We start from the raw sequence: 25,504 nt of genomic DNA on the forward strand, positions 1-25,504 counted from the left end.
CCGTTGCCGGGCGGGATGCGACGGTCTAGGGGTGCGGCGCATCCCGCTCCGGTGTGGCGAGCCCGGCGAGCAGGCCACGCACTTCCCCGGTACGGGGATCGTTGAGCCGCAGGCAGGTCTCCAGCGCTTCCAGCCAGTGCTCCCGCGCGCCTGCGTGCTCGTCCATCGAGTGCTGGATGCGGCCGAGCGTGATGAGCACGTCGATGCTGCCGTAGTCGGCACCCATCTCCCGCAGCGACGCCAGCGCGCGCAGGCCGTGCTCCATGGCCTCGTCGTACCGGCCGGCGCGGCCCAGCGCCTCGGCGTGGTTCCCCTTCGCCAGCGCGGAGTGGTACTGGTCGCCGACGGCGCGGAAGGCCTCCTCCGCCTTCTTGGCGTGCTCGGCGGCGTCGTCGAACTTGCCGAGCCCGATGCAGCTGGCGCTCAGGTTCAGCTCGGCGTGCGCGACGTAGGTCTGCTCCCCGGAGCGGCGCGCCACTTCCACGCCCGCCGAGCTGTAGCGGTAGGACTCCTCGTATTCGGCGCGGAGGTAGTAGGCACCGGCGAGATTGCTCAGGATGGCCACGCTGAGCGCGTTCCCGCCCTCGGGCGCGGCGGCGAGTCCCTGCTCCAGCACGGCGAGCGCTTCGTCGGTGCGCGAGGCCCGCAGCAACGCCGTACCCAGGTTGTTCGCCGCGTACTGCAGGCCGAGCCGGTCACCCTCGGCTTCGGCGACCTCCACCGCGTGGCGCGCCATCTCGATCCACTCGTCGATGTCGTGGCGTTCGGCGTTGAAGCCCCGCAGCAGCCAGCTGAGCTGCCACGCGCGGTCCGCCCAGCGGCGCCGGGCCGCGGCGGCCACCAGCGCCACCAAGGTGGACCGTTCGCCGAGGTACCAGGCGGTCGCCGCGGCGCGGTCGGGGAACCGCACCGCGGGACCGTCGATCTCGGGCAGCACCACGTCGGCGGTGAGCAGGTCGGGCCGCACCTGGCTGTTGGCTTCGGCGGCGGTGCACAGGTACCAGTCGAGCAGCCTGCGGAAGGCGTGTTCCTGCTCCGCCGGGCTTTCCGCCTCCTCCAGCCGTTCCACCGCGTAGACGCGCAGGAGGTCGTGGAACTGGTACCGGTCGGCGCGCGGCTGGTTGAGCAGGTGCGCGGACGCGAGCTGGTCGAGCAGGTCCCTGGTTTCCCGCACCGGCCTGCCGCACAGCACCGCGGCGGCGGACAGGCTGATGTCCACGCCGGGGTGCAGGCCGAGCAGCCGGAACAGCTTCGCCGCTTCCGGGCGCAGTGCCTTGTAGGACCACGAGAACGCGGCACGCAGATCGGTGCCGGTGTCGTGCGGGTCGCGCAGGGTGTCCAGGCGCGAGCGCTGGTCCCGCAGTTCCTCCACGATCCCGGCGATGGACATGCCGCCGAACCGGGACGCCCGCTCCCCCGCCAGCGCCAGCGCGAGCGGCAGCCCGCCGCACAGGTCGGCGAGTTCGGCCACCGCGTCGGGTTCGGCGGCCAGCCGGGAATGGCCCACACTGCCCGCCAGGAGCGCCGTGGCGCCGCGGTGGTCCAGGGACCCCAGCGCGAGGCGATGGGCGCCCTCACGGGCCACCAGGCCCCGCAACTGGCTGCGGCTGGTGACCACGACCAGGTTGCCCGAGCCAGGGAGCAGCGGCCGGACCTGGGCCGCGTCGTGCGCGTTGTCCAGCAGCAACAGCATCCGCGCCCCGGCCAGCCTGCTGCGCAGCATCGCCGAGCGTTCCTCCACTGTGGAAGGAATCGCCTCGGCAGCCACGCCGACCGCGCGCAGGAACCGGCCCAGCGCCGCGTCGGGGGTGATCGGGGCGTCGGCGGAATGCCCGCGCAGGTCGAGGAAGAGCTGCCCGTCGGGGAAGCGGTCGCGGACGCGGTGCGACCAGTGCACGGCGAGCGAGGTCTTGCCGACCCCGGCGGCGCCTTCGATGACGGCGATCGCGGTGGAGCGTTCGTGCTGCCCGGCGAGGAACTCGTCCAGCTCGGCGAGTTCGCTGTCGCGGCCGGTGAAGCGCGTGACGTCGAACGGCAGCTGCCGCGGGACCTCCGCGCGGGCGGCCGGTGCCGGTGGCGCTTCGGCGGAAAGCAGTTCCAGGTGCAGGCGGCGCAGTTCCGCGCCCGGCTCGACGCCGAGTTGCTCGGCCAGCAGCTCCCGCAGTTTCGCGTACCTGGCCAGCGCTTCGGCGCGGCGGCCGGTGCGGGCCAGCTCGGCCACCAGCCGCTCCCACAAGGACTCCCGCAGCGGGTAGCGCGCGATCAGCTCGGTCAGCTCGGCGGCGAGGTCGGCGCCTTCGCCCGCGCCGGCGTCGAGATCGATCCGCCGCTCCACCGCGAGCAGGTACCGCTCGGTCAGCAGCGGCGCCCATTCCCCGGCCAGCGCGGGGGAACCGACGCCCTCCAGCGGGGTGCCGTGCCACAGCGCCAGCGCGGTGACGAGCATGCGTCGTTCGGCGACCGGATCCGGTTGTTCCACGGCGTCGTCGAGCAGGCGGAGGAAGCGCAGCGCGTCCACCCGGTCCGGTTCGATGGCGAGCCGGTAGCCGTCGGGCGCGGTGGCCACGGTTTCCTCGCCGATCAGGCGGCGCAGGCGCATCACGTAGGTGTGCAGGCTGCCGCGCACGCGGGCGGGCAGGCTTTCGCCCCAGACGTACCGTGCCAGCGTGTCGATCGACACCGGGCGGCCAGCGGACAACGCGAGCCCGGCGAGCAGCGCGCGCTGGCGCGCACTGGTCAGTGCTACCGGCAAACCTCCGATCGTGGCTTCGAACGAGCCGAGCAGCCGGATGTCGATGACGGCTACCTCCTCAGGCCGCGGTCGCGCGCCGCGGTTCTCGACTCTAGCGAGCGGGGGTGCGGGCGCGCACTCGCCGAACGTCACAGCGGCGCGGGCGGCGAGTGCGCCAGTTGGCGAGTTGCGTGTGGTCACCTGGCGAGCCACCACATCCGACAACGCGCCAACAACGCAACGAAAACCGCCACCACAACACCGCAGCGGCACGGCAACAACCCACCGACAACGCGGCGGTCATGCCACAACCCCGGCCCAGCGCGGCGGCAATCCCGGCGGCTACGCAGCAACCCCTGCCGACAGCGCGGTGACCATCCGGCGGCCACGCCGCAACAACCCGCCAACAACGCGGCCACAACACGGCAACACCCGCCGACAGCGCGGCAACAAACCGGCCACAGCGCAGCGGCAACCCAGCGGCTACGCGGCAACAACGCCGCGGCGACCCAGCGGCCATACCGCAGCAACAGCTTGGCGGCTACGCAGCCGCAACCCCCGGGCTCCAGCGCCGCACAAGGGCGGCCGCAACCCCAGCCCCAGCCCCGCAACAACGTGGCGGCAACCCCGGCGGTTACACCGCTACAGCACGGCGGCTACGCAGCAACAACCCGGCTCCAGCGCCACAACGCACCGCGGCAACCCCAGCGGCCAAGCGGCGACAGCACAGCGGCTACCCGGCCGCAACCCCAGCTCCGAAAACGGCGACAACCCAGGCCACCCACGGCCCCCAACCCGGCTCCGGACGCGGCAGGGCCCCGTGCCGAGTCAGCACGGGGCCCTGCCGTAGGTACCGCTCTTGCCGCGAACTACTTCTTCTTCGCGGCGGTGGTGCGCTTGGCCGCGGTGGTCTTCTTCGCGGCGGTCGCCTTGGGAGCGGCCTTGGTGGTGGCCTTGGCGGTGGTCTTCGCCGCCGCCTTCGGGGCGGCCTTGGCGGTGGTCTTCTTCGCCGTGGTCGCCTTGGCCGTGGTCGCCTTCGCGGCCGTCTTCGGCGCCGCCTTGGCAGCGGTGCGGCTCGCGGCGGTGCTGCGCGTGGCGGTGGCGCGCGTGCGAGTCGTGGTGCTGCGGGTGGTGCTGGGACGGCTGGCCGTCGCCCGGGTGGTGGTGGCGCGAGTGGTGGTGCTCGCGGCACGGGTACCCGCGGTGGCGCGCTTGGCGGCGGTGACCTTCGGCAGCTTCTTCGCGCCGCTCACCACGTCCTTGAAGGTCGTGCCGGCGCGGAAGGCAGGCACGTTGGTCTTCTTGACGCGGACCGTCTCACCGGTACGCGGGTTCCGAGCGGTCCGGGCGGCGCGGGCGCGCTTCTCGAACACCCCGAAGCCGGTGATGTTCACCTTCTCGCCCTTGTTGACCGTCCGGATGATGATGTCGACGAGACCGTCGACCGCTTCCGATGCAACCTTTTTGTCGCCCAGACGCTCCGACAGCGCCTCGATCAGCTGGGCCTTGTTGGCCATTCCGGTCCTCCAAGAAGAACTATCCGTACACGGCCTCCTTCGGCCGACTTGCGCACACGGTATTACCAATGCAGCACAAATTCCAAACGGCACGCGGATTTTTTCCCTTGTATCGGCGGTGGTTCCGCCTCTAGAGGGACCCTCGGCGGGGCTCCAGCGGGCCGTCTGGCACGGGTGTACCGCCCTTCGGCGGGGCCTGGATTCCCTTGTTGAGCAGGGAATCCGTGCAGCTCAGCCGCCCAGCGGGGTGGTCACCGGCTTCCACGAAGGACGACCGGCTTCGAACGAATCGATCTCTTCGGCGTGTCGCAGGGTGAGAGCGATGTCATCCAGCCCCTCGAGCAGCCGCCAGCGGGTGTAGTCGTCGATCGTGAAGGGCGCGGTGAAGTCCTTGGCCCGCACCGTCTTCGCCTGGAGGTCCACGGTGACCTCCGTGCCGGGGTCGTTCTCGAGCAGCTTCCAGAGCAGCTCGACGTCGGACTGCTCGCACTGGGCGGCCAGCAGGCCCTGCTTGCCGGAGTTGCCGCGGAAGATGTCGGCGAACCGGGACGAGATGACCACGCGGAAGCCGTAGTTCATCAGCGCCCAGACCGCGTGCTCGCGGGACGAGCCGGTGCCGAAGTCCGGCCCGGCGACCAGCACGCTGCCCGCCCGGAAGGGCTCCTGGTTCAGCACGAACTCGCTGTCCGAGCGCCAGGCGGCGAACAGCCCGTCCTCGAACCCGGTGCGGGTCACGCGCTTGAGGTAGACGGCCGGGATGATCTGGTCAGTGTCCACGTTGGACCGGCGCAGCGGCACGCCGACGCCGGTGTGGGTGGTGAAGGGGTCCATGATGGGATGACTCCTGAAGCTGGGGTTACTGGGGGGTACCGGCGGCGGCGGGGACCAGGTCCTCCGGCGAGGACAGCGTGCCGCGGACCGCGGTCGCGGCGGCCACCAGCGGCGAGACCAGGTGCGTCCGGCCGCCCTTGCCCTGCCTGCCCTCGAAGTTCCGGTTGGAGGTCGACGCGCTGCGCTCGCCCGGCTTGAGCTGGTCCGGGTTCATGCCGAGGCACATCGAGCAGCCGGCCTGCCGCCATTCGGCGCCGGCGTCGGTAAAGATCTTGTGCAGGCCCTCGGCTTCGGCGGCCTGGCGCACCCGCATCGAACCCGGCACCACCAGCATCCGCACGCCGTCGGCCACCTTGTGCCCGGCCAGCACCGCCGCGGCGGCCCGCAGGTCCTCGATCCGGCCGTTCGTGCACGAGCCGAGGAAGACGGTGTCCACCTGGATCTCCCGCAGCGGGGTACCCGGCTTGAGGTCCATATAGGACAGGGCCTTCTCGGCGGCGAACCGCTCGTTCTCGTCGGCGATGGCCTCGGGATCGGGCACCGACTCGCCCAGCGGCAGGCCCTGCCCCGGGTTGGTGCCCCAGGTCACGAACGGGGTCAGCGAGTCGGCGTCGAGGTGCACCTCGGCGTCGAACTCGGCGTCGTCGTCGGTCTTCAGCTCGCGCCAGGCCGCCACCGCGGCATCCCAGTCCGCGCCCCGCGGCGCGTGCGGGCGGCCCTTGAGGTAGTCGAAGGTCACCTCGTCCGGCGCGATCATCCCGGCGCGGGCGCCCGCCTCGATCGACATGTTGCACACCGTCATCCGGGCTTCCATGGACAGCGCCTCGATCGCGTTGCCGCGGTACTCGAGCACGTAGCCCTGCCCGCCGCCGGTGCCGATCTTGGCGATCACCGCGAGGATGATGTCCTTCGCGGTCACGCCGGGGCGCAGCTGCCCGTCGACGTTGATCGCCATCGTCTTGAATGGACGCAGCGGCAGCGTCTGGGTGGCCAGCACGTGCTCCACCTCGGAGGTGCCGATGCCGAAGGCCATCGCGCCGAACGCGCCGTGCGTGGAGGTGTGACTGTCACCGCAGACCACCGTCATGCCCGGCTGGGTCAGTCCGAGCTGCGGGCCGATCACGTGCACGATGCCCTGCTCGGCGTCGCCCATCGGGTGCAGCCGGACGCCGAACTCCTTGCAGTTGCGGCGAAGCGTGTCGACCTGGGTCCGCGAAACGGGATCGGCGATCGGCAGTTCGATGTCGACCGTCGGCACGTTGTGGTCCTCGGTGGCGATGGTCAGGTCCGGCCTGCGCACCGGCCTGCCCGCCAGCCGGAGGCCGTCGAAGGCCTGCGGGCTGGTCACTTCGTGCACCAGGTGCAGGTCGATGTAGAGCAGGTCGGGCTCGGCTCCCTCACCGCGGCGCACCACATGTGCGTCCCACACCTTTTCCGCCAGCGTGCGGCCCCGGTTCGAAGACATCAGGGCACCTCCCATAAGACGTTACCGGGATTTTCCCAGGATCTGGACTTCCCAAACTTCGGGAAGATAGTATCGCGCTGTGGGACAGCATAGCGGTATCGGAGTCCTGGACAAGGCGGTGGCCGTGCTGCAGGCGGTCGCCGAAGATCCCTGCGGGCTCGCCGAACTCTGCAGCCGGACCGGCCTTCCGCGCGCGACGGCGCACCGGCTGGCGGTCGGGCTGGAGGTGCACAGACTGCTCCGGCGCGGGCCGGACGGGCGCTGGCGGCCGGGCACGGCGCTGGCCGAACTCGCCGGTGGCACAACGGATCCGCTGCTCGACGCGGCGAGCTCGGTGCTGCCGAAGCTGCGCGACATCACCGGCGAGAGCGTGCAGCTCTACCGCCGCGATGGCGTGCAACGGGTTTGTGTGTCCACCGCGGAACCGCCGAGTGGCCTGCGCGACACCGTGCCGATCGGTTCACGGCTGCCGATGACCGCCGGCTCCGGCGCCAAGGTGCTCGCCGCGTGGTCGGATCCACACACCCAGCGCGCGATCCTGACCGACGCGGTCTACGGGGAGCGCACGCTGCTGGAGGTCCGGCGGCGCGGCTGGGCGCAAAGCGTGGCCGAGCGTGAGCCGGGTGTGGCGAGTGTCTCGGCACCGGTGCGGGATTCCTCGGGGACGGTGGTCGCCGCGGTGTCGGTTTCCGGGCCGATCGAGCGCATCGGGCGCAAGCCGGGCGCGCGCTGGGCGGCGGATCTGCTGGCGGCCGCCGAAGCGCTCCAGGAACGCCTGTGAAGCAGCGCCATGAGCGGGTCACCGCACGGCGCTGACCCGTTCATGGCGGCGACCGGCCGCGTCAGCCGCAGCTCCCGCAGCAGCCGCAGTTGGCACCGGTGCAGGAGCTGCAGCAGTTGCATCCACCCATCACGGAACCACCTTCCTCGTCGGCGAACGAGCCCCTCCAGCGTAGGAAGGTGACGGCGCGCGCGACACCGCTCACTGAGTGGTATGCGAATTTCGCTATGTGGGTGACCAGGCCGACAGCCGCGAACCCACTTCGCCGATCGTCCACGGGTCCTCGGTTTCCGTGGTCTCGGCCACCGACCAGCCCCGCAGCAACTGGATGGAACCGCCCTGCACGGCGAAGACCTGGCCGGTGTGCGGGCACCGCTCGGTCGCCAGGTAGGCCACCAGCGGCGCGATGTTGGCCGGGGAGAAGGCGTCGAACTCGCCCTCTTCGACCTCCTGCGCGAAAATCGCGCCCATGCCCGGAGTAGCCAGCGTGAGCCGCGTACGCGCGATCGGGGCGATCGCGTTCACCCGCACGCCGTAGCGCTCGAGTTCCGCCGCGGCCACCAGGGTGAGCGCGGCGATCCCCGCCTTGGCCGCCCCGTAGTTCGCCTGTCCCGCGTTCGGCAGCGTGGTTCCCGACGCCGAAGCCGTGTTGATCACCGCGGCGGCAACGGGTTCGCCGGCCTTCGCCCGCGCCTTCCAGTACGCCGCCGCGTGGTGCAGCACCGCCGCGTGCCCCTTGAGGTGCACCGCGATCACCGCGTCCCACTGCGCTTCGGTCATCCCGGCCAGGAAGGCGTCGCGCAGGATGCCCGCATTGTTCACCACCACGTCGAGCTTCCCGAACTCCGCCACCGCCTGCTCGACCAGCCGCGAGGCACCGTCCCAGGTGGCCACGTCGGCGGTGCTGGCGACCGCTTTCCCACCCGCCGCGGTGATCTCCGCCACCACTTCCTGCGCCGGTCCGGCGTCCGATCCGCTGCCGTCGTTGGCCCCGCCCAGATCGTTGACCACCACCGCCGCGCCCTCCGCGGCGAACAGCAGCGCGTGCTCGCGCCCGATGCCGCGACCGGCGCCGGTGATCACCGCGACCCGTCCGTCCAGTGCTCCCATGCTGGGTGTTCTCCTTCAGTCGGTGATCTCGGCGAGGCCGTCGGTGAGCACCACCTGCGCCCCGGCGGTGGTTTCGTAGGCATAGGCGCCGGAACCGGCGCGCCAGAAGCGCGTGTGCAGGTCCTGCCCAGGGAAAACCGGCTTGGCGAAGCGAACCGCGAGCCGCCGCAAGCGGGTCACGTCGGAGCCGGCGAGTTCGGTCAGCGCGGCCCACGAAGTGAACGCCATGCTGCACAGGCCGTGCGCGATGATGCCGGGCAGCCCGGCCTCCTTCGCGATCTCCTCGTCGAGGTGGATCGGCATCGGGTCACCGGCGGCGGGGCCGTACCGGAACGTCTGGTCCTCGTCGATGTGCTGCGTGACTTCCGCCACGGGCGGTTGCTCGCGCAGCGACTCGTCGAAGCGGTGCCCCGGCGCGAGTTCGCCGACCTGCTCGCCCGCGTCGAACCCGCGGACGACAAAGGTCACGTGCTGGTCGTTGACCGGTTCCCCGGCCTCCGTCCGGGTTTCCAGGTGCACGTGGGCCGCGGTGCCCTTGGGCCGGCCGCGGTAGCCGAGCATCCTGGCCCTGGACACCAGCCGGTCGCCGGGGCGGATCACCTGGTGGAACCGGAAATCCTGCTCGCCGTGCAGCACCCGGCCGATCAGCGGCAGCGGCACCACCTCCAGCGCGGGTTCCAGCAGCGACTGGAACACCGGCACGATCGCGAACACCGGGCTCGCCACCACCCCGTCCCGGTGCGCCGGGATCGGGTCGTTGGTGGCGGCCGCGTACTCCGCGATCCGCTCGGCGGTCACGTCGAACCGGATCTCGTCCGTCCACTTGCCGAGGTTCCCCGGATCGAACTTCAGCTCGTCGTCCATCACGCGACCAGTTCGGCGAAGTTCTCCAGCGACTTCTCCAGGTTCTTCCTGGCGTCCTTCTCCACCGCCTTGCCCAGCGCGCCGACGATCATCTGCCCGCTGAACTCGGCGTCGATGGTCGCGGTGGACCGCTCCCCCGCGTCCTCGACGCGGAGTTCGAAGGTGACCTTCACCCCGGCCATCCCGGTGCCGGAGATGACCAGCCGGTGCGGTGGCTCGAACTCGCCGACCGTCCACGCGATCGCGTTCGCCATGCCGAGCATGGTGACCACCTCGGTGGCCTGCGCGCCCGCGCTGAACTCGGCGGGCACCTCGCCCTTCCACTTGGTGTGGATGGTCAGCCACTTCTCGAAGTTGTTCGGGTTCGAGAACTCGGCCCACACCTTCTCCCGCGGGGCGGGCAGCTCCACCGACGCGTTGACCTTGCCCATGGTGCGTTCTCCTCTGCTGGTTCAGCGCTCGGCGCGCTGGTAGGCGGTGACCACGGCGGCGCCGCCGAGGCCGATGTTGTGCTGCAGCGCGGCGGTGACGCCTTCGACCTGCCGCGCGCCCGCGGTGCCGCGGAGCTGCCAGGTCAGTTCGGCGCACTGCGCCAGGCCGGTGGCACCGAGCGGGTGTCCTTTCGAGATCAGCCCGCCGGACGGGTTCACCACCCACTTGCCGCCGTAGGTGGTCTGGCCGTCGTCGATGAGCTGCCCGGCTTCGCCGTCGGCACACAGGCCGAGTGCTTCGTAGAGCAGCAGCTCGTTGGCCGAGAAGCAGTCGTGCAGCTCGATCACCCCGAAGTCGGCGGGGCCGAGGCCGGACTGCTCGTAGACCTTCCGCGCGGCCCGCACGTTCATGTCGTGGCCGACGATGTTCTTCGCACTGCCGTCGAAAGTGGACGCGAAGTCGGTGGTCATCGCCTGGCCGACGATCTCCACCGCCCGACCGGCCAGCCCGTGCTCCTCCACAAAGGACTCGCTGACCAGCACGGCGGCCCCCGAACCGTCCGAGGTCGGCGAGCACTGGAGCTTGGTCAGCGGGTCGTAGATCATCCGCGAACCGAGGATCTCGTCGAGCGTGTACTCGTCCTGGAACTGCGCGTAGGGGTTGTGCACCGAGTGCCGGTGGTTCTTGAGGCCGATCTTCGCGAAGTGCTCGGCGGTGGTGCCGTACTGCTTCATGTGCTCACGCCCGGCGGCGCCGAACATCCACGGCGCGGGCGGGAAGAGCACCTCGGAGATCTCGGCCAGCGCCTGGATGTGGTTGCCCAGTGGCTGTTCGCGATCGTCGAAAGTGGACCCGAGCGAACCGGGCTGCATCTTTTCGAAGCCCAGCGCCAGCACGCAGTCGGCCTGCCCGCTCCTGACCGCCTGCGCGGCCAGGTACAGCGCGGTGGAGCCGGTGGAGCAGTTGTTGTTGACGTTGACGATCGGAATGCCGGTCAGGCCCAGTTCGTAGACCGCGCGCTGCCCGGAGGTCGATTCGCCGTAGACATAACCGACGTAGGCCTGCTCGACCTGCGCGTACTCGATCCCGGCGTCGGTGAGCGCATTGCTGCCGGACTCCCTGGCCATCTGCGGGTAGTCCCAGCCCTCCCGGCGGCCGGGCTTCTCGAACCTGGTCATGCCGACTCCGGCGACGTACACCCTGTTCACCACGGCGGCCTCCTTCCTGCCGCCGCAATTACATACCAACAGGCATGTATCTTTCAAGGGCCCACGGGGGCCGGTGTCACGAATGTGGCTTTCGAGACGTTTGGCGTCTCGAAAGCCACATTCGTGACATGCGGGGGTGGGGGGTCAGCGGCCTTGGAGGGACTTCACGTTGTTCCCGAAGGTCCAGTTGCGGGAACCGTCCCAGTTGATGGACCAGGTCATCAGGCCCTTGAGCGCGCCCGAGTAGGTGTTCCACGCCTGCGCCACCAGCCCGGTCGACATGTACCCGCCGCCGGCGCCCGGCTGCGCGGGCAGGCCGGGCACCTGCTTGTCGTACGGCACCCGGATCGTGGTGCCCTGCACCACCAGGCCCTGGTTCAGGCAGTTGGTCTGCACGGTGAAACCCTGCACGGTGCCCGCCTGGTACGAGTCACCGGCGCAGCCGTACATGCTGCCGTTGTAGTACTGCATGTTCAGCCACCACAGCCTGCCGTTGTCCGCGTACTTCTTGATGATCGGCAGGTAGGCGCCCCAGATCGAGCCGTAGACCACGCTGCCGCCGGTGACGTAGGCGGTCTCGGGGGCCATGGTGAGCCCGAAGTTCGGCGGCATCTGCGCCAGCACGCCGTCGATGATCCGGATCAGGTTGGCCTGCGACGCCGACGGCGTGCCGATGTTGCCGCTGCCCACCAGCCCGGTCTCGATGTCGATGTCGATGCCGTCGAAGTTGTACTTCTTCAGGATCGGCACGATCGTGGCGACGAACCGATCGGCCACCGCGGCGGAGTTCAGGTCGATGCCCGCGGTGGCGCCGCCGATCGACATCAGGATGGTGGCGCCGGCGGCCTTCGCCGCGCACATCTCGGCCGGGGTGGCGACCTTGACCGTGGAGTCCATGCCGTCCTCCCACAGCACGGTGCCGTCGGAGAGGATCACCGGGAAGGCCGCGTTGAGCACGTTGTACCCGTGCGCGGCGATGCGGGAGTCGGTGATCGGGATCCAGCCGAGCGGCGGGTGCACGCCGTTGGCGGCGCCGTCCCAGTTCTCCCAGTAACCCTGGAGCACCTTGCCCGCCGGTTTCGACTTCACCGGACAGGTCTCCGCGTTTTGGGCGGCGGTTTCCGTGGCGCTCGCCGGACTCAGTGGTACCGCCAGCAGGGCCGCCAAGGCGACCAGAAGCGCGCGGGATCTACGACCGAACATACCCAGGCTCCCTATCTCGAAGCGTCGTTGCCACAGCAGAGAACACGGCCGTCGATCCAAGGTAACCGCCGCCACGGCAGCCGGAGTACCTACTTTCGGGTGGTCTAGACCATATTGTTTGCCTTGCCTTCGGCAAGGCGGCGAGGTCGCTTTTGAGCCGGTCAACGGAGGGGACCTCGCATGGGGCGGGGGCGGATGGGGCGAGGTGTGTGTCCGGCTCGGTTGAGTGCGGCGGCTGCCCGGGGGCGGATGCGGACGCGGCGAGCACCCTGGCTCGGTTGAGCGCGGCGGCGGCCACCGGGGATGGCCCCGGTCGGCGGCACGGATGCGGTTGCGGCGTGCACCCCGGGGGCAGCGGAGTGCGGCGCCGAGCCGGAGGCGCCGGGAGACCCGGTGGACACGAATGTGGCTTTCGGGGCCGATTCCGCCCCGAAAGCCACATTCGTGTCCGCCCTGCCGCCCCCGCGGTGGGGTCTTTCGACTCTGGTTCCGGCGTTCGGCACCCCATAGCGTCGGGGTGGTGCTGGTGCGTTCTGGGCGATGGGCCGCCGCGGTGCTCGCGCTCGCGGCGGCCTACTACCTCGGCGCCCGCCTCGGGCTCGAATTCGCGTTGGTGCGCGGACAGGTCGCGCCGCTGTGGCCGTCGACCGGGCTGGCGCTCGCCGCCATGCTGCGCTTCGGCGTCCGGCTCTGGCCGGGGGCGCTGCTCGGGTCGCTGGCCGCCAACGCGCCGCTCGGGCCGTCACCGCTCGCGGTGCTCGTCATCGCCGCGGGCGCGGCCGCGGCGCCCGCCGTCTCCGTGTACCTGTTGCGCCGCGCCGCCTTCCGCACCGATCTGGCCCGGCTGCGCGACGTGGTCGCGCTCGTCCTGCTCGGCGCCATGGCCGGGATGGCGGTCAGCGCCACCGTCGGCATCACCACCCTCACCACGGCCGGTGCGCTTCCCGGCGATCAGGTGCTCACCGCCTGGTCGGTCTGGTGGGCTGGCGACGCGACCGGCGTGCTCGTGTTCGCGCCCCCGCTGCTCGTGTTGTTCAACGCCCGTCAGCAGACCACCCAGTGGGCCAAGGCGACCGCACTGGTCACCGGCACGCTCGCGCTGTCCACCGCGGTGGCCGCCGGGCAGCTGCCGTGGCTGTTCGTCATCTTCCCGATGGTGATCTGGAGCGCCTGGCGCCTCGGCCTCGCCGTGGTCTCCGCCTGCCTGGTCATCGCCACCACCGGCACCACCATCGCCGCCGCGCTCGGGGCCGGGCCGTTCGCCGGGCAGGACCTGCTGAACCGGATGGTGCTGCTCCAGTCCTTCAACGGCGCGCTCGTGCTGACCGGCCTGCTGCTCGCCGCGGCGGCCGCCGAGCAGCGCACGGCCGCCGCGCTCAGCGAACGCGCGGGCGCCGAACTGGAAGCCAGGGTCACCGAGCGCACCGCGATGTTCACCGAGGCCGAGCGCGTCGGCCGCGTGGGCAGCTGGGAACGCGACCTGGCCACCGACGCGGTGACCTGGAGCGACCAGATGTTCCGCCTCTACGGCCTGGTCCCCCGCTCCCGCGAACTCGACTACCGCACCGTGCTCTCCTACGTGCACCCCGAAGACCGCGACGCCATCATCGCCAGCAACGACCGGGCACTGCGCGAACACCTCGACACCGAACTCGCGCACCGCGTGGTGTGGCCGGACGGCACGATCCGCTGGCTCAACCGCCGCGCCAGCGTGGTGGTGGACAAATCGGGCGTGGCGCGGAAGATCGTCGGCACCGCGCAGGACATCACCGCGGCCAGGACGGCGGCGGCGGAAACGCGGCTGCTGCTCGAATCCGGCACCGACGCCATCGTCGGCTTCGACGCCGACGGCGAGGTGACCCTGGTCAACGACCGGGCCGCCGACCTGTTCGGCGAACTCACCGGCCAGCGGATCGCCCGCGCGCTGCCGGACCTGGACACCGGCAACCCCGTCCAGGGCGCCGAACTCACCGGCAGGCGACCGGACGGCACCGAGTTCCCGGCGGAGGTCACGCTGCGGCCGCTGCCGGAGCCCGACGGCACCTTCGGCGGCACGGTCGCCGTGGTGGTGGCCCGCGACATCACCCGCCGCAAGGAAGCCGAGTCGGCCAGGCGGCAGCTGCAGGACGAGCATCGCCGGCGCCAGCAGGCCCTGGAGATCAACGACAACGTCATCCAGGGCCTGGCGGCGGCCTTGTACGCGCTGGAATCCGGCGAAGCCGACCGGGCGGAACGCACGCTGCGCCGCACCCTCGACACCGCCCGCGAAACCATGCGGAACCTGTTGCACAACAGCACCGGCATCGCGCCCGGCGACCTCGTGCGACGGCAGCCCGCCGAACTCGCGCCCCCGGCGCCGCCCGCGGCCGAAGCCCAGCCGGCCGCGCCGGTCACCGCGGTCATCGCCGACGACAGCCGCGAAGTCCGGTTCGCGCTGCGCGCGCTGCTGGAATCGTTGCCGGGCATCACCGTCGTGGGTGAGGTGGCCGACGGCGTCGAGGCGGTCCGCGTCGCCGGCGACCGCCAGCCCGACGCGATGCTGCTCGACCTGGCCATGCCGGTCATGGACGGGCTCGAGGCGCTGCCGCTGATCCTCGCGGCCTCGCCGGGCACCAAAGTCATCGTGGTCTCCGGCTACGGCCGCGACCAGGTCGCCGAGCAGGCGCTGCGCCTCGGCGCCACCGCCTACGTGGAGAAGGGCGGCTCGACCCGGCTGCTGGCGAACCTGCTCGCCGACCTGTTCTCCGAGATCGGCCGCGCCAGAACGGAATCACCGCCCGCCCCGGTCGCCGACGACCACCCCGGCCTGGACCAGCAGGCGGAACTCGCGGTGACCTGCGCCCACGAACTGCGCACCCCGATCACCGCCCTGACCAGCATCACCGAGCTGCTGCTGACGCAGAGCGACCGGCTGCCGTCCGCGACCGTCCACAAGCTACTCGGCACGACGGCACGCAGCCTGCGGCAGATGGACCGCCTGGTGCAGGACCTCGCCGACGCCGGGCGCCTGCTCTCCGGCGGGCTGGAACTGCTGCTGGAGCCCACCGATCTCGGCGAGCTGGCGCGCACGGTGCTCGGCGAACTGGGTGAACTGTCCGGAGACCACCCGATCGAACTGCGGGCGGAACCGGGCGTGGTGGCCGGGGTCGATCCGTTCCGCATCCGGCAGATCCTGGTGAACCTGCTCGGCAATGCGGCGAAGTTCAGCCCGGCGGGCAGCCCGATCCGGCTCGGCATCGCGGTCGCGGGCGAACACGTGGAAATCTCGGTCAGCGACCGCGGTCCCGGCATTCCCGCCGAGCACCGCGACCGGCTGTTCGGCAAGTTCGAACGGCTCGGCAGCACACGCTCCGGCACCGGGCTCGGGCTGTACCTGTCGAAGGAGATCGCCAAGGCGCACCAAGGGGATCTGGTGCTCGCCGACGGCGGTCCCGGTGGCTGCACCTTCGTGCTTTCACTGCCGATCGTGCTCGGCGACCGGGCCACGGCGCGTGCACTAGAAAGCTAAGCCTTCGTCGCCGTGCCGCCCCAGTGCGCCAGGCGCATAATGGGGCGACCAAGGGCGGTTTCCCGTCGGCGATGCGAGGAGCACACCTTGCCAACGGCCGGAGAGGTCTATCTCAACCTCCGCGTCCACCGCAGCGGAGTGATCATCGGATGCGTGACCGGTGACGTCGATTGCCTCGGCGCACCAGTGCTGGCCCGGTTCCTGGCCAAGCGCATCGCCGCCCGCGAAGACTTCGTGCTCGACCTGCGCGGCCTGAGCTTTCTCGGCGCGGCGGGCCTGGCCACGCTGCTGGAGGCGGCGAGCGCGGCGGCCGAGGCGAACGTCTCGTGGGCGATGGTGACCTGGGGCCCGGTGGTGAACCGGGTGATCGAGGCGATCGGGGTGAGCACCGTGCTGCCGACGCATCCCACGCTGCTCGACGCGCTGGCCGACGTCAAGGCTGGTCGGCAGCGGCTCGACCGCGCGCCGGCCAGAACGGCGCGGCGCCCGGTCTTCGCCGGCTCGGGACGGCTTCCGCCCACCCTCTGATCGGCTACCTTGGTTCGCCGAACCAGCGCAGCACGCGCTCGGCGACTTCGTCCGGCTGCTCGAGGTGCAGGAAGTGCCCGGCGTTGCGCACCACGGCGACCTCCGAGCCCGGTGCCAGTCCCCGCTCCGCCTGCTCGAAGTGCTCCACGGTGATGCAGCCGTCGTCGGCACCCGCCATGACCAGCAGCGGCAGCTTCGCGGCGGCCTCGCTGCGGCCGCCGAAGTCCACCAGCGCCGGATCGTGCCTGCTGGGGTCGAAGTTCGCCCGGTAGACCTTCAGCGAGTTCTCGATGAACCGCTCGTCGCCGTACATGCGGTGGATGCGCTCGCGGTGCTCCGGTGACGGGGTCAGCCCCGGCGACCAGGTGGCCCACAGGTAGTCGATCAGCCGCCGGTCGAGCCGCAGCACCGTCTCGGCCACCCCCTCGACGTTGAACAACCACATGTAGAACAACCGCTGCTGCTGCGCGGGATCGCTGAGCGCGGCGGTCAGCGTCGCGGGCGGCGGCACCGCCATCGTCACGCCCCGGCGCAAGGCTTCCGGCCAGGCCGCGGCCACCCGGCCGACCATGCCCGCGCCGACATCGTGTCCGATCATGTCCACGCCGCCCGGGTCGAGCGCGCGGGCGACGGCCGCCGCGTCGGCGGCGAAGGTGAGGCTGCCCGGATACTCCAGTTCGGCCGCGGTGTCCGGGTGGAAACCCCGCAGGTAGGGCGCGATCACCCGCCTGCCGGCGGCGACCAGCCGCTCGGCCAGCGGCCCGAAGGTCGCCGGGTGATCGGGAAAGCCGTGCCAGCACACCACCACGGGCCCGTCCCCGGCGGCCAGCGCGGGGAAGTCGAGCCGGTCGGTTTTGACCACGATCTCCTCGAAGTCCATGCGGCCAGCCTAGCGCGTCCACGCGGCCCGCGAGTCCAAAAAGGACGCTGCGTACGTCAGCGACTGAGCACCGGCACGGCGGTCCGGGTGCGGGGGACGTCGGCGTACGAGCCGTCGGCACGCAGGCGCTGGTAGCCGATCTCCAGCACCGCGGCGCCCGGCCGGTGCGTGGTCACCTCGACCCGGCCGCCGCTGACCGTCACCGTGCCCGCACTCGACGGAATGAGCTTGGCGTGCAACCGGTTCAGCGGATTACCCAGGTCGAACGCCGCGCCCGGCGCGCTGCGCACGGTCACGCCGGTGCCACCCGGGACCCCGGCCCGCAGGCGAAGCACACGTTCGTCGGCGCGGATGCCGAGCGGGCCGACCCCGGCGGGCAGCGGCTGGTCGGCAGTGGTCAGGTCGATGGCGAGCGGACCGGCCACCCGCATCCGCGAGCTGTACAGCCGCCGGTTGTCCGTTGTGGACGGACGGCCGTGGTGGACGTAGAACTGCTCGGAACCATCCGGCGACGCGGTGATGCTGCCGTGCCCGGTCGAATACACGCCCTGCGCGGGATCCTGCGACAGCACCGGGTTCGCCTGGCTCTTGCGCCACGGCCCGAGCGGGCTGTCGGCCGTCGCGTACCCGACGCCGTAGTGCTCGTTCTCGTAGTTGTTGGCCGAGTAGGTGAGGCGGTAGACCGGCTTGCCGTGCTCGTCGGTGGTGCGCACGGTGGTCGAACCTTCGGCCCACCGCCGGTCCTTCTTCGCCCCGCCCGACTTCGCGTAGTCGTCGACGTGCGCGTTCTCCCACGACTGCTTGTCCGAGCCGTAGTTCAGGATCGGGGTGAAGCCGTCCTTGCGGGTGCCCGGCGGGTCGGCGGGATCGAGGTTGGCGTCACGATAGGACGGTGCGATCGCCGGCTTGGTCCGGCCTGCCGGGTCGTGCCACCAATCGCTGGTCAGCTCGACCGCGTAGATGTTGGATTCCTCGATGTACTTGCCGAGATCGGTGTCCCACACCCAGTTCCGGTAGGCGTTGCGCGAGAAGTACAGGTAGATCCGGCCGTCGGCGTCGAAGAAGACGTTGGGATCGATGAACGGAATGTACGTGCCCAGCGGCGCGGTCCGGCCTTCTTCCAGCGTGGCCGGCGGCTTCTTCTGCTCGGCGTCCATGATCAGGTTGACGTCGTGGTAGTCCGGGTCGTACGGGTGGTAGTCCAGCGGGCCCGGCGCCACGTCGCGGAACGGCCCGGCCGGTGACTCCGCCACCGCGACGCCCACCTTCGACGGCTCCTCGAAGTCGGCGTACTTGAAGTGCCCGGCCACGTTCTGGTTCATCCGGCCCGAGTAGAACAGGTAGTACAGCCCGGTTTTCTCGTTGTGGTACAGCTCCGGCGCCCAGAACCAGTCGTGTGCCCACGCGCCCGCCTTGCCCGCTTCGAGCGCGCCGCCGGGCAGGTGCTCCCAGGTGGCCAGGTCCGGCGAGCGGTAGATGCCGAAGTGGTAACCGGGATCGGCGCCCTCGGTCGAATAGGCGTAGTAGTACCCGCTGGCGCGGTCGAAGTGCACGAACGGATCGGCACCCGGGGTCGCCGCGTTGTTGAAGTACGTGGGCTGCCGGGGAGCCGCCGCGACGGGCAGCGCGCCCGCCAGGAGCAGCAGGCCGACCAGGACGAGAACGCTCTTCCGCACCGCCGACCTCTGTTTCCTCTTGTTGGGTCTTGTCGATTGTCGGGTATTTTCAGCCGGGTTTTGCGGGCTTGTCAAGGTGGTCGCCGGGCAGCCGGACCGTGGTGACGCGCAGGAACTGCTGCACCAGCGGCCCCATCGCGAGCGCCACCACCAGGGTGCCGAGGCCCGCCGTGCCGCCGAGCGCCCAGCCGACGGCGAGCACGGCGATCTCGATCGTGGTGCGCACCAGCCAGATCGGCCTGCCGGTGACCCGCACGGCCCCGGTCATCAGGCCGTCGCGTGGCCCGGAACCGAAGCGGGCGCCGAGGTAGACAGCGTCGGAGAAGGTCAGCATGAGCAGGCCGAAGGCGAAGAAGGCCAAGCGCGTGCCGAGTGATTCCGGCACCGGCAGCAGCCACGCCGCGAGGTCCGCGGACAAGCCGACCAGCAGCACGTTCAGCAGCGTGCCGAGGCCGGGCAGTTCCCGCAGCGGGACCCAGAACAGCAGCACGGCCACCGCGATCAGATTCGTGGCCCAGCCGAAGCTCAGCCCGGTGCGTTCGGAGACACCTTCGGCGAGCACGCTCCAGCTCGACGCGCCGAGCCCGGACTCGACGAGGAACGTGACGGAGGTGCCGTAACCGATCAGGCCGGCGATCAACTGCGGGATCCGGCGCAGCTTCCGGCCCGCGCGGAGTTGCTCTCCCGCGGTCATGCGCCGGGCCACGGACTGCGTGCTCATACCGGTGATCTTGGGTGGCGACTGGCATTGCCGGAAAGGGCCAGATCGAGGACGCTGGCCCGGTGCACACCAGCAGCCACGCGCTCGCCCGCCTGCTCGGGGACTTCTCGGCCGGGGCCGGACCGGCGCACCGGCGGCTCAGCGACCTGATCCGCCTGCTCATCCTGGACGGCCGCCTGCCGCTGGACACCGCGCTGCCCGGCGAACGGGACCTGGCCGCGGTGCTGGGCATCAGCCGCACCACGGTGTCCACCGCCTACGCGACGCTGCGCGAACAGGGCTACCTCAGCTCCCGCGACCGGGCACGCGGCCGGACGCAGGTTCCGACACGCGCGCAGCCGGAACCGGCTTCGCCCGGGCCGGATCTGATCGACTTCTCGCACGCGGCACCGCCCGCGCCAGGCGAGGCGCTGCACCGCGCCTACACGCGGGCGCTGGACCGGCTCCCCCGCTACCTGCCGCGTCACGGATACCACCCGGCCGGGCTGCCCGAGCTGCGTGCCGCCGTTGCCCGGCGGTACACCGAGCGCGGGCTGGCGACCGACCCGGAGCAGATCCTGGTCACCAACGGCGCCCAGCACGCGTTCAGCCTGCTGGTCCGCACGACGTTGCGCCCGCGCGACCGCGTGGTGACCGATCACCCGAGTTATCCGCACGCGCTGCAGGTGCTCCGGTCGGCGGGCTGCCGGATCACGCCGGTCGCGGTGACCGAGGACGGCTGGGACGTCGACGGCCTGGCGGCGGCCGCTCGCGGGGCCGCGATGGTGTTCCTGATCCCGGACTTCCACAACCCGACCGGCCTGCTCATGTCCGAAGTGGACAGAGCGCGGCTGCGGTTCGACGGCGGGCTGGTGGTCGACGAGACGATGACCGAGCTGGCGCTGGACACCGCGCCGCCGGTGCCGGTGGCCGCGCACCGGCCGGGCGTGGTGTCGATCGGCTCGGCGGCGAAGACCTTCTGGGGCGGGCTGCGGATCGGCTGGCTACGCGCGGATCGCGGGCTGGTGCAACGGCTCGCGCAGGCACGGGCCGGTACCGATCTCGGCACGCCGGTGGTCGAGCAGCTCGCCTGCGCCGAACTGCTCGGGGAGATCGAACAGGTGCTGCCCGGCAGGCTGGCCGAACTGCGGGAGCGGCGGGCGTTCCTGCTGGAGCTGGTCGGCGAGCACCTGCCGGACTGGACGGTCGGCCGTTCGGACGGCGGGCTGTCGGTGTGGGCGCGGCTGCCCGAACCGGTCAGCTCGGCACTGGCCGCCGTCGCCCCTCGGTTCGGCGTGCACCTGGCGGCGGGGCCGCGCTTCGGTGTCGGGGGCGCGTTCGAGCGGTACGTCCGGCTGCCGTACTCACTGGACCCGGCGCCGATGACCGACGGGATCAAGGGCATCGCCGCCGCCCTGTCCGCCGTCCGTTCGGGGACACGGGCGCCCACGACCCCGGCGACACCCCTGGCCTAGTGTCACGAATGTGGCTTTCGAGACGCGAAACGTCTCGAAAGCCACATTCGTGACATCGCTCTGGGCTAGGCGTTGACGGGTTCCCGGTCCCGCGGTTTCGGCTGCTCCTCGGTGAGGGCGGCGCCTTCGACGTCGAGCACCGGCAGCCACCGCAGCCACGACGGCAGCCACCACGCCCGTTCCCCGAGCAGCGCCAGCGCCGCCGGGACCAGGACCATCCGCACCACGAAGGCGTCCGCGAGAATGCCGACCGCCAGCGCGAACGCGATCGACTTGATCGCCGGTTCACCGGCCGGCACGAAGCCCGCGAACACGAAGAACATGATCAGCGCCGCGGCCACCACCACCGGGGCGGCCTGCCGGAACCCGGTGACGATCGCCTCCTTCGGCGGGATCCCGCGGTGGTGCGCCTCGTGCATCCGCGACACCAGGAAGATCTGGTAGTCCATGGCGAGCCCGAACAGGATGCCGATCACCAGGATCGGCGTCAGGCTGATCAGCGGCCCCGGCGCGTCCAGGTTGACCGCGTTGCCGAGCCAGCCCCACTGGAACACCGCGACCGTCGCGCCGAGCGAAGCGCCCACGGTGAGCAGGAAGCCCAGCACCCCGACCAGCGGCACCAGCAGCGACCGGAACACCAGGATCAGCAGCAGCAACGCCAGGCCGACCACGAGCACGAGGTAGATCGGCAGCGCTTCGTCGAGCGAGACAGCCACGTCCACGCTCACCGCGGTGGCCCCGGTGACCGAGGCCTCCACCCCGTCCAGCCCGGCCAGGTAGGCACGCAGCTCGGACACCAGGTGCTCGGTGTCCTCACTGGTGGGCCCGGATTCGGGGATCACCGTGAGCATGGCGGGCGCGCCGTCGGGCACCGGCTTCGGCGGCACCACCATCGCGGTGCCGCCGATCGCGTCGATCGGCCCGGCCGCCTGGGTGGCCTGACCGTAGGCGCCGGGCCCCTCGAACAACACGATCAGCGGCCCGTTGACCCCGGCGCCGAACGACTCGGTGAGCAGCTGCTCGGCCCGCTCCTGCGTGCTGCCCGCGGGCGGGATCTGCACCAGCGTGGTGCGCATCTGCATGACCGGCAGCGCGATGGCGCCGAGCCCGATGATCGCCAGCAGCAGCACCGCGACGCGGCGCTTGGTGACCGTGCCGATCCAGCCGCCGTAGAACTTGCTGTCCGTCTCCGCTTCGGCCGGCGCCTCGCGCTGCTTGCGCGGCAGCGCGCGCTTGCCGAGGAAACCGAGCACCGCGGGCACCAGGGTCAGCGCGACCAGCACGGCGACCACGATGGTGGCGGCGGCGGCCACACCCATCTGCGTCAGGAACGGGATGCCGACCACGATCAGCCCGAGCAGCGCGATGATCACCGTGATGCCCGCGGTCAGCACCGCCGAGCCCGCGGTGCCCACGGCCGTGCCGATCGCGGTGGGCACGTCCTTGCCCTCGCGTAGCTCGTGCCGGTAGCGGTTGATGATGAACAACGCGTAGTCGATGCCGACGGCCAGGCCGAGCATGCCCGCCAGCGCCGAGGTGGTCGACTGCAGGTCCATGAACCCGGTGGCGATGGTGATGCCGAGCACGCCGATGCCGACGCCGACCGACGCGGTCAGCAGGTTCATCCCGGCCGCCACCAGCGAGCCGTAGGTCAGCGCGAGGATCACCAGCGCCAGCACCACCCCGACGGCTTCGGCCGGACCGCCGACGTGCGGGGCGACCATGGTCGCCTCACCCTTCACCTCGGCGGTGAGCCCGCCCGCGCGTGCCTGGTCGACCGCGGCGAACAACGCGTCCTGCTGCTCGGTGGTGACCCCGCCCGGCGGCGCGGAATAGCTCACCGTGCTGTAGGCGGTGTTCAGGTCGGGATTGATCGACGGGTTCGCCGGGTCGAGCGGGTTGCTCGCCCCGACCGCGCCCGGCAGCGTGTTCAGCTTCGCCACCAGGCCGCCGACGGCCTGCGCGTTCTCCGGCGTGACCAGCTGCTGCCCCGGCGGGGCCTGGATCACCACCTGGGCGGTCGCGCCGCCACCACCGGCGCTCTTGATCTTCTCCAGCGCCGTGGTGGACTCCTGGCCGGGAATCGAGAAGTTGTTGGTGGTGGTGCCGGACAGGGTCAGGGCGCCGACGCCCGCGCCGAGCAACACGGCGACCCAGACCAGTACCACGGCCAGCCGGCGCCGCTGGGCGGCCAAGCCGAGCCGGTACAACAGACGTGCCATCGGGAATCAGGCCTCCACCTGGTCGTTACGGGGAACCGGCGGACGACGGCCTGCCGTGGCCGAGCGCGTCCGCGCAGGTCGCGATGATCAGTGGCCGCCACGCGGTCTTCTCGCCGTGCTGGTTGGCGGCCAGGGTGAGCACGGCCAGCGCGCTGAGCGCGCCGATGACCCGCACGACCCGCTCGGGCGGATCGGCGGCGGTGGAGTCAACGGCGGTGACGGCGGTGTCGACGGCGAAGATCTCCGAGACGAACATGTCCTCCGCGTCGAGCGCGGGTTCGGCGTCCGGCGCGGTCACCGCGCGGAAGGCCAAGGCCACCAGGCCGGGCCGGTCCAGCGCGATGTCGGTGAGCAGGTCGAGCGCGCGCAGGTCCCGCTCACGACCAGGCGGCAGCGCTGCCAGCCGGTCGAGCACACGCCTGCCCTGCTCGCGGGCGACTTCGTGCGCCGCCGCGTAGAGGGCTTCCTTGTTCGGGAAGTGGTGCAGCAGTCCGGCTTTGGACAGGCCGACCGCGTCCGCCACGGCCTTCAGCGAGGTCTGGGCGAACCCGTGCTGCGCGAACAGGGCGGAGGCGTGATCGAGGATCTCCGCGTCCGCCTGCTGCCGGAAGGGTCGGGCCATGGTGATCACCGTACCGAGTTACCGACCGAACTGGTCGGTAAACCGACCGACGTCACAACTCAAGCAAGCGACTGACTTAATGGTTAGGATGTGACCGGTACGGAGAGGAGCCGGTTGATGACCACCAGGCAAGTTTCGGAAGCACGGTCCTACCCCTTCAGCGAGCCGGAGCGGCTCGAGTCCGAACCGCTGTTCCGGACGTTGCGGCAGGAAGAACCCCTGAGCCGGGTCCGGCTCCCCTACGGCGAACCGGCATGGCTGGCGACGCGCTACGAGGACGTCAAGATGGTGCTCGGCGATCCGCGGTTCAGCCGCGCGGCGAGCGTCGGCCGCGACGAGCCACGCATGCGCGCGCACCTCCCGCCGCCCGGCAACATCCTGAGCATGGACCCGCCGGACCACAGCCGGCTCCGGCGACTGGTCACCAAGGCGTTCACCGTGCGCAGCGTGGAACGGCTGCGGCCGCGCGCGCAGGAGATCGCCGACGGGCTCGTGGACGCCATGCAGGCGAAGGGCGCGCCCGCCGACTTGGTCGCCGATTTCGCGCTGCCGCTGCCGATCACGGTCATCTGCGAACTGCTGGGCGTGCCGTACGAGGACCGCGCCGACTTCCGCCTGTGGTCCGACGCCTTCCTCTCCACCACGAAGTTCCCGCCGGAGCAGGTGGCCGAGTACGTGGAACGGATGCGGACCTACATGGCCGGGCTGATCGCCCAGCGCCGCGAGGAACCGACCGACGACCTGCTCGGCGCGATGACGCTCGCGCGGGACAACGACGATCGGCTGTCCGAAGAGGAACTGCTGTCGCTGGCGCAGGCGCTGCTGGTCGCCGGGCACGAGACCACGGCGTCGCAGATCCCCAACTTCGTCTACGTGCTGCTGACGCATCCGGAGGAACTGGCGGAGCTGCGCGCGGATCTCGGCCGGGTGCCGCAGGCGGTCGAGGAACTGATGCGGTACGTGCCGCTCGGCATCGGCGCGGGCATCGCGCGGTACGCGCTGGAGGACATCGAACTCGGCGGTGTGCTGGTGCGGGCGGGCGAGCCGGTGCTGCCCGCGCTGGCGTCGGCCAACCGCGACGAGTCGGTCTTCACCGACCCGGACCGCATCGACTTCTCCCGCGACGAGGCTTCGCACATCGGGTTCGGGCACGGCGCGCACCACTGCCTCGGCGCGCCGCTGGCCCGCATGGAACTCCAGGTGGCGCTGGAAACCCTGCTGCGGCGGCTGCCCGGGCTGCGGTTCGCCGACGCCGACGTGGAGTGGAAGGACGGGCTGGCTACGCGTGGTCCGGTCGTGCTGCCGGTCGACTGGGACCGCTGACCGGCCAGCGGCGGACCGCGAGGCGCCAGAGGAAGAACGCACCGGCGAGCAGCCAGATGGCGCCGGCGGTGCCGGTTTCCAGGTTGCCCCGCGGGCCGCCGCGATCGGCCGTCAGCGACACCGCGTACGAGATCAGCTCGGTGGCGAAGAACGCGGCGAACACCAGGCCGACCGCGGTGGCCGCACGCGTGGCGGGTGACGCGTCGAGCGCGCCCGCGGTGTAGACGCCGAGCGCGAGCGGACCGGCGATGATCGCCCAGCCGCCGAACTCGGTCAGCTCGGGCAGGTATTCGCTGGCACCGAAGTAGACCACCACCATCACCACAAGCGCGCCACCACCGAGCACCGCGGCCACCGACAGCACGCCGAGCGCGACCCGGCCCAGTTTTGTCGCCATCCGCCGAGGGTAGGAACACCCCGGCGGAGGG

At 71.2% G+C, this 25,504-nt stretch carries 20 protein-coding genes; 5 read left to right on the plus strand and 15 right to left on the minus strand.

Annotated features, from left to right (window positions below):
- Positions 1-25: 25 nt before the first annotated feature.
- From A4R43_RS19760 to leuC, 4 genes are all read right to left on the minus strand, one after another.
- Positions 26-2,752, minus strand: coding sequence for an AfsR/SARP family transcriptional regulator (locus A4R43_RS19760; protein ID WP_236809130.1), 2,727 nt, complete (start codon positions 2,750-2,752; stop codon positions 26-28).
- An 848-nt stretch (positions 2,753-3,600) separates the two neighbouring features.
- Positions 3,601-4,248, minus strand: coding sequence for an HU family DNA-binding protein (locus A4R43_RS19765; RefSeq protein WP_113693687.1), 648 nt, complete (start codon positions 4,246-4,248; stop codon positions 3,601-3,603).
- Between the two features lie 231 nt (positions 4,249-4,479).
- Positions 4,480-5,079, minus strand: coding sequence for a 3-isopropylmalate dehydratase small subunit (leuD, locus tag A4R43_RS19770; protein WP_113693688.1), 600 nt, complete (start codon positions 5,077-5,079; stop codon positions 4,480-4,482).
- A gap of 25 nt (positions 5,080-5,104) precedes the next feature.
- The gene (gene leuC / locus A4R43_RS19775; RefSeq protein WP_113693689.1) at positions 5,105-6,544 is read right to left on the minus strand and encodes a 3-isopropylmalate dehydratase large subunit; all 1,440 of its coding nucleotides are present in this window, start codon (positions 6,542-6,544) and stop codon (positions 5,105-5,107) included.
- A 79-nt stretch (positions 6,545-6,623) separates the two neighbouring features.
- Here leuC and A4R43_RS19780 point away from each other — a divergent pair, with 79 nt between their 5' ends.
- The gene (locus tag A4R43_RS19780; RefSeq protein ID WP_162788519.1) at positions 6,624-7,325 is read left to right on the plus strand and encodes an IclR family transcriptional regulator; all 702 of its coding nucleotides are present in this window, start codon (positions 6,624-6,626) and stop codon (positions 7,323-7,325) included.
- Between the two features lie 225 nt (positions 7,326-7,550).
- On the opposite strand, the gene A4R43_RS19785 is transcribed toward A4R43_RS19780, so the two are convergent.
- The 5 genes from A4R43_RS19785 to A4R43_RS19805 all read right to left on the minus strand — a co-directional run bounded on the left by A4R43_RS19785 (position 7,551) and on the right by A4R43_RS19805 (position 12,142).
- Entirely contained in the window at positions 7,551-8,435 is an 885-nt protein-coding gene (locus A4R43_RS19785; protein ID WP_113693691.1) for an SDR family oxidoreductase, read from the minus strand.
- Between the two features lie 15 nt (positions 8,436-8,450).
- Complete coding sequence (locus tag A4R43_RS19790; protein WP_113693692.1) at positions 8,451-9,299, minus strand: MaoC/PaaZ C-terminal domain-containing protein; 849 nt, start codon at positions 9,297-9,299, stop codon at positions 8,451-8,453.
- Complete coding sequence (locus A4R43_RS19795; protein ID WP_113693693.1) at positions 9,299-9,730, minus strand: type II toxin-antitoxin system Rv0910 family toxin; 432 nt, start codon at positions 9,728-9,730, stop codon at positions 9,299-9,301. The genes A4R43_RS19790 and A4R43_RS19795 overlap by 1 nt, the downstream gene beginning before the upstream one ends.
- 21 nt (positions 9,731-9,751) lie before the next feature.
- Positions 9,752-10,942: a lipid-transfer protein gene (locus A4R43_RS19800; protein ID WP_113693694.1), complete on the minus strand. Its 1,191-nt coding sequence runs from the start codon at positions 10,940-10,942 to the stop codon at positions 9,752-9,754.
- Positions 10,943-11,083: 141 nt separating this feature from the next.
- Positions 11,084-12,142, minus strand: a complete 1,059-nt coding sequence (locus A4R43_RS19805; RefSeq protein WP_113693695.1) for a chitinase — start codon at positions 12,140-12,142, stop codon at positions 11,084-11,086.
- A 526-nt stretch (positions 12,143-12,668) separates the two neighbouring features.
- Between A4R43_RS19805 and A4R43_RS19810 the strand changes: the two genes are divergently transcribed.
- The gene (locus A4R43_RS19810) at positions 12,669-15,650 is read left to right on the plus strand and encodes an MASE1 domain-containing protein (RefSeq protein ID WP_205215382.1); all 2,982 of its coding nucleotides are present in this window, start codon (positions 12,669-12,671) and stop codon (positions 15,648-15,650) included.
- Positions 15,651-15,737: 87 nt separating this feature from the next.
- Positions 15,738-16,178, plus strand: coding sequence for an STAS domain-containing protein (locus A4R43_RS19815; RefSeq protein ID WP_162788520.1), 441 nt, complete (start codon positions 15,738-15,740; stop codon positions 16,176-16,178).
- A gap of 4 nt (positions 16,179-16,182) precedes the next feature.
- Here A4R43_RS19815 and A4R43_RS19820 read toward each other — a convergent pair whose 3' ends face one another.
- The 3 genes from A4R43_RS19820 to yczE are packed head-to-tail and all read right to left on the minus strand — an operon-like array spanning position 16,183 to position 19,455.
- Positions 16,183-17,058 (minus strand): alpha/beta fold hydrolase, encoded by an 876-nt coding sequence (locus A4R43_RS19820; RefSeq protein WP_113693698.1) that lies wholly within the window; start codon positions 17,056-17,058, stop codon positions 16,183-16,185.
- Between the two features lie 56 nt (positions 17,059-17,114).
- Entirely contained in the window at positions 17,115-18,734 is a 1,620-nt protein-coding gene (locus tag A4R43_RS19825; protein ID WP_113693699.1) for a glycoside hydrolase family 43 protein, read from the minus strand.
- A 49-nt stretch (positions 18,735-18,783) separates the two neighbouring features.
- Positions 18,784-19,455 (minus strand): membrane protein YczE, encoded by a 672-nt coding sequence (gene yczE, locus A4R43_RS19830; protein WP_236809131.1) that lies wholly within the window; start codon positions 19,453-19,455, stop codon positions 18,784-18,786.
- Positions 19,456-19,469: 14 nt separating this feature from the next.
- Between yczE and yczR the strand changes: the two genes are divergently transcribed.
- Complete coding sequence (gene yczR, locus A4R43_RS19835; protein WP_236809132.1) at positions 19,470-20,909, plus strand: MocR-like transcription factor YczR; 1,440 nt, start codon at positions 19,470-19,472, stop codon at positions 20,907-20,909.
- A gap of 65 nt (positions 20,910-20,974) precedes the next feature.
- On the opposite strand, the gene A4R43_RS19840 is transcribed toward yczR, so the two are convergent.
- Together A4R43_RS19840 and A4R43_RS19845 are read right to left on the minus strand one after the other, a co-directional pair.
- Positions 20,975-23,131: an MMPL family transporter gene (locus A4R43_RS19840; protein ID WP_113693701.1), complete on the minus strand. Its 2,157-nt coding sequence runs from the start codon at positions 23,129-23,131 to the stop codon at positions 20,975-20,977.
- Between the two features lie 25 nt (positions 23,132-23,156).
- Entirely contained in the window at positions 23,157-23,753 is a 597-nt protein-coding gene (locus A4R43_RS19845; RefSeq protein ID WP_113693702.1) for a TetR/AcrR family transcriptional regulator, read from the minus strand.
- A gap of 117 nt (positions 23,754-23,870) precedes the next feature.
- On the opposite strand from A4R43_RS19845, the gene A4R43_RS19850 reads away from it, so the two are divergent.
- On the plus strand, positions 23,871-25,076 hold the full coding sequence (locus A4R43_RS19850; RefSeq protein ID WP_113693703.1) for a cytochrome P450: 1,206 nt from the start codon (positions 23,871-23,873) through the stop codon (positions 25,074-25,076).
- Here A4R43_RS19850 and A4R43_RS19855 read toward each other — a convergent pair.
- Positions 25,033-25,473, minus strand: a complete 441-nt coding sequence (locus A4R43_RS19855) for a hypothetical protein (RefSeq protein ID WP_113693704.1) — start codon at positions 25,471-25,473, stop codon at positions 25,033-25,035. The genes A4R43_RS19850 and A4R43_RS19855 overlap by 44 nt on opposite strands.
- Positions 25,474-25,504: the final 31 nt, after the last annotated feature.

It is taken from the genome of Amycolatopsis albispora (genome assembly GCF_003312875.1).
Classification (GTDB): Bacteria; Actinomycetota; Actinomycetes; order Mycobacteriales; family Pseudonocardiaceae; genus Amycolatopsis; species Amycolatopsis albispora.